A 12,830-nucleotide genomic window follows, 5' to 3' on the forward strand; every position below is an offset into this window, starting at 1 on the left:
TCCGGTGGAGCGGATGATGCGGGACGCGAAGATCACGCAGATCTACGAGGGGACCAACCAGGTCCAGCGGGTCGTCATGGCCCGCAACCTCCCGTGACGGCACCGTGGGCCACGCCGTGACGGCACCGTGAGCGGTCGGCACGCACCCGCGGACCGGTCCTGACGTCCGGTCCCGGGTCCTTCGGGTGGGCTCACGGTGCGCTCAGGGTGTGCTCAGTCCGCGTATCTCTTCGCGGCGGCGGCCAGCCCGGGCTGGAGGCGCCGGGCCGCCGTCAGATGGTCGGCGGTCCAGATGATGCGGACCGCCGTGTCGGAGGCCCGCCCGTGCTCGTCCAGCAGCTCGCGGCGCACGGACTCGACCAGACCGGCCGCGACCCCCCGGCTGGGCGGCAGCGGTTCGGGCACCGGGCACCCGTCGCACAGGCACGCGGCCAGCTCCCGGTACCAGCCGGTCACCCGGTCGGCCGAACGGAGCAGCACGGGCCGGGCGGCGGCCCGGTCGGCCTCGGCGGGCGGGGCACCGGCCCGCCGCCACAGGCCCAGCACCGCGTCCGCGGCCAGGCGCAGTCCGACGATGCCGGTGACCAGCGTGGTCATGTCGGCCAGCGGGACACGCTTGGGGCCGCGCTCGGCGAGATAGCTGCGGAAGGCGTCGTCGAGCCGCCGGGCCGACGCGGCCGCCCGGCGACCCGCCTCCAGCGGAGCATCGGCGGTGACCGCCGGCCCGCCGCACCTGCCCACGGCGTACTCCACCGCTGCGGCCAGGTACCGGGCGCTGTCGGTGTACGCGGTGGCGAGCGCCCGGTCCACGGCGGCCGCGGCGCCGCGCGGCCAGAAGAACAGCCCCACCAGCACGCTCACCGCACAGCCGAGGCCGATGTCCTGGGTCCGCAGCAGCGCGATGTGCCAGTCCGGGTCCCTGCCGATGTTGAACAGCACGACGAGCGTCACCGTGAAGGCCGCCTGACCCGCCGTGAAGGAGATGGCGGCCGGGGCGACACCGGCGACGAACACGGCGAGCGGCAGCAGCAGCCACAGCGCGGTGCCGTGGTGGCCGATGAGCTGGAGCAGCCCCGTGCCGACGAGCGATCCCGCGATGGTGCCGGCCAGGGCGCGGATCGCGTTCTGCCCCGTGCTGAGCGCGTTCGAGCGCAGCACCGACAGCGTGCCGAGCAGTACCCAGAACGAACGCTGGACGCCGGTCACGTCGGCCAGGGCGACGGCGATGCCGAGCCCCAGGGCGCCGCGCAGGCTGTTGTGCAGCCAGACCGAGTGCCGCTGGAGATGGGCGGCGGCCCGCTCCCGGGCGGCGGCGAGCGGCTCGGTCAGTGCCCAGGGCTCACGGCCGAGCAGCCGCTCCCGCCAGCTCCGCCGGTCCGCCGCCGCGGCCACCTGGACGTTGCCGGTGATCTGCAGGGTCGCGAACCCCAGCTCCTGCGCGCGGAAGGACACGTCCAGGGTCCCGAGGAAGGCGCGGACCTCGGACTCGGTGCCGGGCGGATGGTGCACGGGCAACCGGGTGGTGGCGCCGAGCTCCAGGCCCTGCACGGCCCTGCGGAGATCGGTCACGGCGGCGGGCAACGAGTCCGGTGCGGCACGTGGCTCGCTGAGCAGGGCGGCGGCCCGGTCGAGGGCCGTGGCGGCGGCCCGCAGCACGGCGTGCGCCTCCGCGTCGCAGTCACGGCAGTCGGCTGCGGGCCGCGCGCTGTGTCCCACGATGGCGGTGAGCCAGGTCAGCTCGTCGACCAGGCGGACGACGGCGCGCGAGCCGACCGACAGACCGGTGGGCCGGTACGGAGTCGCGTCGAAGGCGGAGCGCAACTCCGCGGCCGCCGCGGCGGTCTGCGCGCCGAGCCCGTCGCAGTGCCGCTTCGTCGGCGCGTCCGGCACCCCCGCCGACCGGGCGACATGGGCCCGCAGTTGCGCCGCCGCCGCACGGCACACCCGTGCGGCCGGCGCACTGAGCGGGTCCGCGACCGGCCGGGGCCACAGCAAGGAGATCGCGAGCAGGGCGGCCAGTGCCGCGAGCCCCGCTCCGGCCAGTCGGACGGGAAGCTGGGACAACGGCGCCGGCGAGGTCACGGGGAGGACGAACGCCAGCAGCAGTGCGGTCGTCGCACCCGCCAGCACGGAGCTGACGACACCCGAGAACAGGATCAGGAAGCCGATCACCACCATGACGGCCACCGCGAGCCAGGTCACCCCGGCCACCACCGTGCCCAGGCAGATCAGCACCGCCCAGGCCGCCGCCAGACCGAGGTGCGCCCGCAGCCGCTGCACCATCGGACCGGAGAAATCGACCAGCAGCAGCATCGAGAAGGTCCCGAAGGCGGCGAAGGTCGCCATCTGGGAAGACCCGATCACCTGGTTGCACAGCGCGAACAGGGCGGGCATGACCAGGGCGGTGCGCCCGGCCCGACGGGTCGCCGCGAGATCCGGATCGTGCGCGCGCAGCCAGGCCAGGAGCCTCGCCGGCCGGGCGCCGCCCAGTGTTCCCATAGGCTCGCGCACCTCCTGCGGCCGGCCCGCCCGCCTGCCCCGTCGTCGCCAGTATCGGCCACACGCCCGGCGGACACCCGGTGTGCCGCGCCGGACAGCCGCGTCACGGACCGGCCGGGCACGCCGTCCTGGGGGCGGACGTGTCAGGCCGCGTGCCGGTAGGCCGGATAGGTGAGGTAGCCGGCGTCGCCTCCCTGGTAGTAGGTGGTCTCGTCGACGGGGGCGATCGGGAGTCCGGTGCGCAGCCGCTCGACCAGGTCGGGGTTGGCGATGAAGGCCCGTCCGAAGCTGACGAGGTCGGCGCCGAGGCCCAGCCAGCGGTCGGCCGCGGCCCGGTCGGTCTGCCGGGGACCCATGGGCAGCACCGGGTTCATGATGAGGGCACCCGGCCAGGCGCGACGCAGCCGCAGCAGCGTCTCGTCGTCGGCGGTGGCTTCGAGGTGGACGTAGGCCAGTCCGAGGCGGGCCAGCTCGCCCAGGAGCGCGGTGTACATCTCGATGACGTCGGTCTCCTCGACGCCCCAGAACCCGCCGCCGGGGGAGAGGCGGATCCCCGTACGGGCGGCGCCCACCGCGTCGGCGGTCGCGGCGGCGGCCTCGACGGCGAACCGGATCCGGTGGGTCACCGAGCCGCCGTACCGGTCGGTGCGCAGATTGGCGTTGGCCGAGAGGAACTGCGAGATCAGATAGCCGTTGGCGCCGTGCAGTTCCACGCCGTCGAAGCCCGCGTCGACGGCCCGGCGCGCGGCATGCGCGTACGACTCCGCGTGCTCGGGCACCTCGTCGGTGGCCAGCGCGCGCGGTTCGGGCGCGGGCTGCGGCCCGGTGGGTGTGAACACGTCGCCGACCGCGGGCACGGCGGACGGCCCGACAGGCCGGTGTCCGGTGGTGTCCGGGTGGGACACCCGTCCGCCGTGCATGATCTGCGCGAAGATCCGGCCGCCGTTGACGTGCACGGCGTCGGTCACTGTGCGCCAGGCCGCGACCTGCTCGGCGCTGTGCAGCCCCGGCGTACCCGGGTTCGACTGCCCGATCAGGCTGGGCTGCGCCCCTTCCGAGACGATGAGCCCCGCCGTGGCCCGCTGAGCGTAGTAACGCGCCATCGAGGGCGTCGCGAGACCGCCCGCAGTGGCCCGCACCCGGGTCATCGGGGCCATGACCACACGGTTGGGCAGCGCCAGTCCGCCGAGCCGGTAGCCGGTGAAGAGGGTTGTCACGTCGAGTCTCCTTGGTGCTTCGTGGACTGTGGTGCGTGGTGCGTGGTGCCCTGACACGGGCACGGCGGTTACGCTAGAACCTGACATTGACGTCAGAGGCAAGTTCTGTGTGATGGTTCACAGCCGGGAGGCGGCATGCGCATCGGGGAATTGGCGTCGCGGGCCGGGGTCAGCGTCCGGTCCCTGCGTTACTACGAGGACCAGGGGCTGCTCACCAGCTCCCGCAGCGCCAGCGGCCAGCGGCATTACACGGAGAGCGAGGTCGAGCGGGTCTCGTTCATCCAGCGGCTGTACGCGGCGGGACTCTCCAGCCGCACCATCGCCGAACTGCTGCCCTGCGTCGACTCGCCCAGCGAGGAGACGTCCGACGCCGCGCTGGAGCGGATGGCCCAGGAACGCGACCGGCTCTCCGGGCACATCGACGACCTCATCCGCACACGTGAGGCGCTGGACACGCTGATGGCGGTGGCCCGGACCCATCGCGACCGGCTGCGCTCGGCGCGGGCGGCGGCCGGCCCGGCCGCCGCCCCGGACGGGGCGCCGGAGACGAAGAAGCTCGAAGTGGCGGCCGCACGGGCGTAGGCACCGTCCGGGCGACGCGCACCGGCCCGCCGGTCCGTCCCTGCCGGCGGACGTGCGCATCCGCGCATCGCGGCCTGCTCATGCGTAACCGGCGGCCGTCCGCACCCGCGGCCTGCCCGCCCCCACCTGTGGCGGCCGTCCGCACCCGCGCACCGCACCCTGTCCGTCCGTACCTCCGGCCGCCGTCCGTAACTCGCGCGCCGGCCGTCCGCCCCACCGGTGCACCCCCCTGGCCCGCCACCGTCCGTCCCCGACCGCGCACCGAGACCTCCGCCCGCACGGACCCGTACGGTCGCCAGGACCGTGTTCCGCCGACGGCCCGCACCTTCCGGCCCGCACCCACAGGAGCCCTTCGTGACGTACGACATCAGCGCCCTCCGCGCCGAGTTCCCCGCCCTGGACGCGGGGATCGCCCACTTCGACGGACCCGGTGGCACCCAGACCCCCCGGACGGTCATCCGGGCCATCGGCGACGCGCTGGCCCAGCCCCTCTCCAACCGGGGCCGGGAGACGCCCGGCGAGCGCAACGCGGACGCCCTGGTCACCGGGACCCGCCAGGCCATGGCCGACCTCCTCGGCGCGCAGCCGTCCGGGATCGTCTTCGGGCGCAGCGCCACACAGCTCACCTACGACTTCTCCCGCACGCTTGCCGCGACCTGGGCGCCCGGGGACGAGGTGGTCGTCACCCGCCTGGACCACGACGCCAACATCCGCCCCTGGGTCCAGGCCGCCGCGCGGGCCGGCGCCACCGTACGCTGGGCCGACTTCGACCCCGCCACCGGCGAGCTGACCGTGGACGACATCCGTGCCGTGCTCTCCGGGCGCACCCGGCTGGTCGCCGTCACCGCCGCCTCCAACCTGATCGGCACGCGTCCCGCGATCGCCGAGATCTCCCGCCTGGCGCACGACGCCGGGGCGCTCACCTACGTCGACGGTGTCCACTACTGCGCCCACACACTGGTCGACCTGGCGCGGCTCGGCGCGGACTTCTTCGTGTGCTCGGCCTACAAGTTCCTCGGCCCCCACCACGGGGTGCTCGCCGCCCGGCCGGAACTGCTGGAGAGCCTGCGCCCCGACAAGCTGGAGCCCTCCACCGACGTGGTCCCGGAACGGTTCGAACTGGGCACGCTGCCCTATGAGTTCCTCGCGGGCACCAGCGCGGCGGTCGACTTCCTCGCCGGCCTCGACCCGCGGGCCGCGGGATCGCGGCGCGAGCGCCTGGCCGCCGCGTACGAGGCCCTGGAGGGCCACGAACGGACACTGCGCGCCCGGATCGACAAGGGGCTGTCCCAGCTCGACGGCGTCACGGTGCACTCCCGGGCCGCCGACCGCACCCCCACCCTGCTGCTGACGTTCGAGGGCCGTGGCACGACGGACGCCTACCACTTCCTCGCACAGCGTGACGTCCACGCGCCGGCGGGCTCGTTCTACGCCGTCGAGGCGTCCCGACGCCTCGGCCTCGGCGACACGGGCGGTCTGCGCATCGGGCTCGCGCCCTACAACGACACGGAGGACGTCGACCGGCTGCTGACCGGGCTGTCCGAGTACCTGGCCCGCTGAGCCACCGCCGGGACACGCGGCGACCGCCGTGACGGCCGCCGTGGCGCGGGCGGCGTCCGGCGGCGTGGCATGCGATGACGTGGCAGGCTCGATGGTGACTCTGCCTGCTGCGCCGTGTCGGCGCGGCCCCGTCGGCCCCGTGTCCCTGGAGGCGGTTATGACCGTGAGCCGGATCGGCCTGGTCGTCCACGGCGGACGCGCACAGGCCGCACAGGCCGCACAGGCCGTCCGCGAGTGGGGCGCGGAGCACGACGTGCGCTGTGCGGACATCGACGTGTGGCACGACGGCGGGCGGCACGGCGCCGCCGAGGAGATCGCCGCCGCGGGCGACCCCGATCTCATCGTGACCCTGGGCGGCGACGGCACTTTCCTGCGCGGTGCCCGGCTGGCGGCGGAGCACGACGCCCTGGTCCTCGGTGTCGATCTGGGCCGGGTCGGCTTCCTCACCGAGGTCCCCGCCCCGGCCGTGTGCTCCGCACTGGACGCCGTCCTGGACGGGCGGATCAACGTCGAGAACCGCATGCTGCTCGCCCTGCGGGCCTCCTGCCGCCTCCAGGTACCCGCCGGCATGGAGGCGCTGCTGCGGTACGGCCGGGGCCCCCTGCTGCCACCGCCCCGCGTGCGTGTCGACTGCGAGAGCGGGGACGAGTGGGGCGTCGCCCTGGACGTCACCGCGCTGAACGACGTCGTACTGGAGAAGCTCGCCCGGGACCGGCAGGTGTCGGTAGGCGTGTATCTGGCCGGCCGGCTCCTGGCGTCCTACTCCGCCGACGCGCTGCTGGTGGCCACCCCCACGGGTTCGACCGCCTACAGTTTCGCCGCGGGCGGCCCCGTCGTCTCGCCGCGCGCGGACGCCCTGATCTTCACGCCGGTCGCCCCGCACATGGCGTTCAACAGGTCGGTCGTCGCCGCGCCCGACGAACCCATTGCGCTGCGCGTGCTCGAACGTTCGGGCCGGGCCGCGGTGAGCATCGACGGCCAGCTGCGCGGCGTCCTCGACCCGGGGGACTGGATCGGTGTGTACGCGTCCCCGCGCCGGCTCCGTGCGGTCCGGCTGGGCCCGATGGACTTCTACGGCCGGCTGCGCGACCGCATGAACCTCACCGACGCGCCGGCCGCGCTCGCCGACGGCTCCGCCGCCCCGCTGTGGCCGATCACCTCGCCCCCACCTCGTGACCTGGCGCATCTCGCGCTTCCGCACGTGGACGCGGGCGGCCCGCCGACGATCGGCCCGGCGTCCTGACGGCGCGAACCGTCCGCCCGCCCCATCGGCCCGCTGCCGCCGCCGGTTCTGGGCACGGCGCCGCGCGAGCGACCGGGGACGCGGCGGTGAACAGGTCCATGCCGCCGGTCGCCACGACGACGCGGCTGTGCGGACGGCACGGTGACCTCCGCCCCGCGGCGGACGGCGGATCCGGCTGACCGGACCCGCGTGAGGGCCGCCGATACGGCGCGCCTTGCAGGGCATTTCGCACCGGGCCGCGGCCCGGACACCTGGAACTCCTCGGTGTCCGGGCCGCCCTGCTGTGTCCGGCCGTCCGCGGCAGGGGCCGGGACCCGCCGTGAGGTGTCCGGCCGTGCGCGTGCAGGTCGTGTCCGGCCCGGTGCGGCCGTGTCCGGCCGAAAAGTAGTGGCCCGAGCGGTCGAACGGCAGTCGGGAGCGGCCAATTTGAGCCGTAAAGTTGTTCTAGGCATGACAGTTCAGTGGGTGAAGTGTCACGCTGCTGAACGCACCTTCACACCTTGTCCACGGGGCACTTCCGCAGGCGGGCCGCACAGCCGCCGTTTCCCGCGGTGCCCCGTCCACCCGCGCGCCGCCGGACGGCCGTACCAGGCCCGACCCGCTCTCCCGGTCTCCACCGAGACCGCCCTCACAGAAGGAGAACGCCCTTGTTCCGGCAGGACCGTCACCCCACCCGTTCCAGATGCACCGCCGCCCTGGTGCTCACCGCCGTGAGCGCCCTGCTCGCCACCGGTGTGCAGGGCACCGCAGCCGTGGCCGCCGACCGCGGCGGCCCGGCGAAGATCAAAGCCGTTCCGCGGGCCGCCGCGGCCCCCGCCCGGCTCTCGGCGGCGAAGCGCGCCGCGCTGCTCAGGAGCGCCACCGCGTCCGCCGCGCCCACCGCGAAGGCGCTCGGCCTCGGCGCCGGGGAGAAACTCGTCGTCAAGGACGTCGTGCAGGACGCCGACGGCACCACCCACACCCGCTACGAGCGCACCTACGCCGGTCTGCCCGTGCTCGGCGGCGACCTGGTCGTGCACGCCGACGGCGGCCGGCTGACGGTGTCGAAGGCGACCGAGGCGGACCTCGCCGTGCCGACCACCACGCCGAAGGTCTCCGCTGCCACGGTGCGGACGAAGGCACTCGCCGCCGCGACCGAGGCCCGCACGGTGCGCCCCGGCGTCGACCGCGCCCCGCGCCTCGTGGTCTGGGCCGCGGCCGGCAAGCCCGCGCTGGCCTGGGAGACGGTGGTCGGCGGCGTCCAGCACGACGGAACGCCCAGCGAGCTCCACGTCGTCACCGACGCCGTCTCGGGCAAGCGTCTCGACAGCTTCGAGGGCGTCCGGACCGGGACCGGGACCGGGCAGTACAACGGCACGGTGCCGCTCGGCACCACGCTCTCCGGCTCGACGTACCAACTCGTCGACGGCGACCGCGCCGGACACCGCACCTACGACCTGAACCAGGGCACCTCCGGTACCGGCACCCTGTTCACGGACGACAACGATGTCTGGGGCGACGGCACCCAGAGCAACCGGCAGACCGCGGGCGTGGACGTGGCCTACGGAGCGGCCGCGACCTGGGACTACTACAAGGACGTCTTCGGCCGCAACGGCATACGCGACGACGGGGTGGCCGCCTACAGCAGGGCCCATTACGGCAACAACTACGTCAACGCGTTCTGGTCCGACAGCTGCTTCTGCATGACCTACGGCGACGGCTCCGGCAACGCCAACCCGCTGACGGCCCTCGACGTGGCCGCGCACGAGATGAGCCACGGCGTCACCAGCGCGACCGCCGGCCTCACCTACTCCGGCGAGTCCGGCGGCCTGAACGAGGCGACCTCGGACATCTTCGCCGCCGCGGTGGAGTTCCACGCCGACCTCACCGCCGACGTGCCCGACTACATGGTCGGCGAGAAGATCGACATCAACGGCGACGGCACCCCGCTGCGCTACATGGACAAGCCCTCGAAGGACGGCGTCTCCCGCGACTACTGGAGTTCCACGCTCGGCAGCGTCGACGTCCACTACTCCTCGGGCCCGGCGAACCACTTCTTCTACCTGCTGTCCGAGGGCAGCGGCGCGAAGACCGTGAACGGGGTCGCCTACGACAGCCCGACCTACGACGGCCTGCCGGTGACCGGCATCGGCATCGACAACGCCCAGCGCATCTGGTACCGGGCCCTCACCGCGTACATGACGTCGTCCACCGACTACGCGGGCGCCCGCACCGCGACGCTCCAGGCGGCGGGCGACCTGTTCGGCGCCTACAGCCCCACCTACCTCGCCGTGGCCGACGCGTGGGCCGCGATCAACGTGGGCCGGCGGATCGCACCGGGCGTCAACGTGGCCCCCGTCGGGGACCAGATCAGCGGCGTCGGGCAGGAGGTTTCCCTCCAGGCGGACGCGTTCACCACCAACACCGGCGCGGGACTGACCTACACGGCGACCGGACTCCCGGACGGCCTCTCCATCAGCGGCACGGGACTGATCTCCGGCACCCCGACCACGATCGGCACCAGTGACGTGACCCTGACGGTCACCGACGACACCGGCGCGAGCGCCACCGTCTCCTTCAACTGGCGGGTGGCCGACATCTTCGCCAACGCCACCCGAGTCGACATACCGGACGCCGGCGCGGCGGTGGAGTCCCCGATCACCGTCTCCGGCCGGACCGGCAACGCCTCCGCCACCACCCAGGTCTACGTCAAGATCGTGCACACCTACCGGGGCGACCTGACCGTCGACCTGGTCGGTCCGAACGGGACCGTCTACTCGCTGCTCAACCGCAGCGGCGGCGCGGCCGACAACGTGGACCAGACCTTCACCCTCGACGCCTCCGCGCAGCCCGTCGCCGGAACGTGGAAGCTGCGGGTCCAGGACCACGCCTCGATCGACGTGGGCTACCTCGAACAGTGGCAGCTCGTCCCCTGATCCGTCCCGAACGGAGGCCGTCGCCCCGGGCAGGTGCCCGGGGCGACGGCGGGCGGTGGCGGGGCCGTCGGCGCCCCGGCCGCCACCGGGATCCCGGCCCTCACGCCGACGGGGGACCGGGGTCCGGGGGCAGGTTCGTCGTCCCCGGAGTTCCGCGGGTCCGGCCGCCAGGACGGATCAACGCCACTCGTAGCGGCGCCCCGCGACCGCCTTCAGCGTCGTCTCGCCGTGCTTCAGCAGGGCACTGCGCACGGTCAGCCGGCGGGTGCGGGTGGCGGTGATCGCCACCTGCGTGGGCTTGCCGTCCACCCAGTCGATGTCGACGACGGCACCGCCGCGGGCGCGCAGCCCGCGCACCGAGCCGTCCGGCCAGGTGGCGGGCAGCGCGGGGAGGATCTCGACGACGCCGTGCTGGCTCTGCACCAGCATCTCCACCACCCCGGACGTGGCACCGAAGTTGCCGTCGATCTGGAACGGCGGATGGGTGTCCCAGAGGTTGGGCAGCGTCGACGACTTCAGCTGTTCGCCGAGCATCCGGTGGGCGTGGTTGCCGTCGCGCAGCCGTGCCCAGAAGTTGATCTTCCAGGCTTTCGACCAGCCGGTGCCGCCGTCGCCGCGTGCGGTCAGCGACACCTTGGCTGCCTCGGCCCAGGCGGTGCCCGGCTCGATCTGCCGGCCGGGGTGCAGCGCGAACAGATGGGAGACGTGCCGGTGGTCGTCGGCCGGGTCGTCCAGGTCCTCCTTCCACTCCTGCAACTGGCCCCAGGACCCGACGCGCAGGCCGGGGTCCAGAGCGGCCAGGGCCTGTTCGACCCGCTGCCGGAAGGCGGCCGAGTCGCCGAGGACGCCGGCGGCCTCCAGGGTGTTGGTGAACAGGTCGTGCACGATCTGCTGCGACATGGCCGCGCCGACCGTGAAGTCGCCGTGCTCGGGGGAGTAGCTGGGGGTGACCACGAGCCTGCCGTCGCGCGGGTCGGCGCGCAGGTTGTCCAGCCAGAACTCGGTGGCCTCCTTCATCACCGGGTAGGCCGTGGTGCGCAGGTAGTCCGTCGAGCCGCCGAACCGGTAGTGCTCGTAGAGCTGCTGGGTGAGCCAGGCCGCCGCCTCCGGGAACCAGAAGGAGGTGGCCCAGTCGTGGACGCCGGTGAAGCCGTACGGGTTGGTCTCGTTGTGCACGACCCAGCCGGCCGAGCCGAACATCTCCTGTGCCGTGTGCCGCCCGGGCGCGCGCATGGACTCGACGAAGCGGTCGTACGGGGCGGTCGTCTCGGGGAGGTTGGCGGCCTCGGCGAGCCAGTAGTTCATCTGCAGATTGATGTTGACGTGGTAGTCCGCCGACCAGGGCGGTGTGGTGCTCTGGTTCCAGACGCCCTGGAGGTTGGCCGGCAGTGAGCCGGCCCGCGAGGAGGCGATCAGTAGATAGCGGCCGTATTGGAAGAAAAGGGATTCCAGGGCGCGGTCCGCGGGGCTCGCGCCGCCGGTGTAGGAGGTGAGCAGCCGGTCGGTGGGGACGTCCGGCGGGGACGACTGGCCGATGTCGAGGGCGACGCGGCCGAACAGAGCGCTGTGGTCGGCGACGTGCCGGGCCTTCAGCGCGTCGTACGGGTACCCGCTCGCCTGGTCGACGGCGCGGGTGACGGCGGCGTGCGGGTCGGCGCCGCGGTAGCCGGGGTGGGTGTCGGCGTAGTCGGTGCCGGCCGCGAGCACGAACCAGGCGCTGTCGGCTCCGGTGACGGTGACCGTGCCGTCGGCGCCGGACGACACGGTTCCGCCCGAGCTGCGGACCTGGACCTGGGCCTCGAAGCGCAGCCCGTTGTCGGCGAGGGTGCCGCGCACGGTCAGCCGTCCGCCGGAGGAGGTGGCCGTGAAGTCCTTGCGGGGCGAGGAGTAGCGCAGGGTGAAGCCCACCAGGCCCGGCTGGTCCGCGGCCAGCCGCCCCACGATCACGCCGTCCGGGTACGAGGCGAAGAACTCCCGTCTCCGGCGCACCTGTCCGTCGGTGTAGGCGACCGTCGCGACGGCGTTGTCGAGATCGAGTTCGCGACGGTAGTCGTTCGCCGCCGGGGTGCCGGGGAGGTCCAGATGGAGGTCGCCGAAGGTCTGGTGGGCGCCGAAGCCGACGCGCGACTGGCCGAGCCAGCCGGCGACGGCCTCCGGCGTGAGCCGCCCCTGGCGGTCGAGGTCGTCCTGGACGGCCTCGATGGCGCCGGGGCGCGGGGTGCGCCAGTCGCCGTGGTCGTAGCCCTGTGCGGAGCCCGGGCCGCCCGTCCAGAGGGTCTTCTCGTTGAACTGGAGGTGTTCGGAGGCGACGGTGCCGAAGACCATGGCGCCCAGCGCGCCGTTGCCGATGGGCAGCGCCTCGCGTTCCCAGTCCGCGGCCGGTGCCGTGTACCACAGCACGGAGGGCTGGACCGGCCGGACGGTCGCTGCCGATACATCCGATGACTCTTGGGGGGCGGCCTGGGCGAGACCGGAAGCCGCCCCGCCCAACGCTGCGCTGCCAGCCGCGAGGGCGCTGGCCTTCAGGGTGGTTCTACGGGAGATGAAACGCGACTCTTCAGACATGCCTGGGAAATTAGAGGTCCGATCACCTCTCGGCAAGGTCCATGACAAGCCGAACAGCTTCCAGATCGCGGAGCGAATGGCGGACCGATGACTGGTGCCGCGGCGGGGGGGGGGGGGGGGGGGGGGGGGGCGCGGGCCCCCCCCCCCCCCCCCCCCCGCGGCCGGCTCAGCAGTCCCGCAGCTCGGGCGACTGGTTGAGGAGCTGCGCACGCGGCGAGGTGAACCGGGCGTGGGTCGCCCCGCCACGGG

At 73.7% G+C, this 12,830-nt stretch carries 8 protein-coding genes and 1 pseudogene; 5 read left to right on the plus strand and 4 right to left on the minus strand.

The window, feature by feature from the left end; all coding sequences use genetic code 11:
* Positions 1–97, plus strand: a 97-nt coding sequence (locus ACFY2B_RS45140) for an acyl-CoA dehydrogenase family protein (RefSeq protein ID WP_376524717.1), incomplete at its 5' end; no start/stop codon positions are given.
* Between the two features lie 116 nt (positions 98–213).
* On the opposite strand, the gene ACFY2B_RS45145 is transcribed toward ACFY2B_RS45140, so the two are convergent.
* Positions 214–2,499, minus strand: coding sequence for an FUSC family protein (locus tag ACFY2B_RS45145; RefSeq protein ID WP_390768881.1), 2,286 nt, complete (start codon positions 2,497–2,499; stop codon positions 214–216).
* Positions 2,500–2,642: 143 nt separating this feature from the next.
* Positions 2,643–3,716 carry an alkene reductase gene (locus ACFY2B_RS45150; RefSeq protein ID WP_390768882.1) on the minus strand — a complete coding sequence of 358 codons (1,074 nt, stop codon included), beginning with the start codon at positions 3,714–3,716 and terminating at the stop codon, positions 2,643–2,645.
* Positions 3,717–3,851: 135 nt separating this feature from the next.
* Between ACFY2B_RS45150 and ACFY2B_RS45155 the strand changes: the two genes are divergently transcribed.
* The 4 genes from ACFY2B_RS45155 (at position 3,852) to ACFY2B_RS45170 (ending at position 10,016) form a co-directional block, all read left to right on the plus strand.
* The gene (locus ACFY2B_RS45155) at positions 3,852–4,298 is read left to right on the plus strand and encodes a MerR family transcriptional regulator (protein WP_390768883.1); all 447 of its coding nucleotides are present in this window, start codon (positions 3,852–3,854) and stop codon (positions 4,296–4,298) included.
* Between the two features lie 354 nt (positions 4,299–4,652).
* Complete coding sequence (locus tag ACFY2B_RS45160) at positions 4,653–5,858, plus strand: cysteine desulfurase-like protein (protein WP_390768884.1); 1,206 nt, start codon at positions 4,653–4,655, stop codon at positions 5,856–5,858.
* A gap of 157 nt (positions 5,859–6,015) precedes the next feature.
* Entirely contained in the window at positions 6,016–7,101 is a 1,086-nt protein-coding gene (locus ACFY2B_RS45165; protein ID WP_390768885.1) for an NAD(+)/NADH kinase, read from the plus strand.
* 647 nt (positions 7,102–7,748) lie between these two features.
* The gene (locus ACFY2B_RS45170; protein ID WP_390768886.1) at positions 7,749–10,016 is read left to right on the plus strand and encodes a M4 family metallopeptidase; all 2,268 of its coding nucleotides are present in this window, start codon (positions 7,749–7,751) and stop codon (positions 10,014–10,016) included.
* Positions 10,017–10,193: 177 nt separating this feature from the next.
* On the opposite strand, the gene ACFY2B_RS45175 is transcribed toward ACFY2B_RS45170, so the two are convergent.
* Together ACFY2B_RS45175 and ACFY2B_RS45180 are read right to left on the minus strand one after the other, a co-directional pair.
* Positions 10,194–12,416 carry a glycoside hydrolase N-terminal domain-containing protein gene (locus tag ACFY2B_RS45175; protein WP_390768887.1) on the minus strand — a complete coding sequence of 741 codons (2,223 nt, stop codon included), beginning with the start codon at positions 12,414–12,416 and terminating at the stop codon, positions 10,194–10,196.
* 331 nt (positions 12,417–12,747) lie between these two features.
* A pseudogene (locus ACFY2B_RS45180) lies at positions 12,748–12,830 on the minus strand (hypothetical protein); the annotation flags it as partial.

Origin of the sequence: Streptomyces sp. NPDC001270 (genome assembly GCF_042896695.1) — a bacterium.
Classification (GTDB): Bacteria; Actinomycetota; Actinomycetes; order Streptomycetales; family Streptomycetaceae; genus Streptomyces.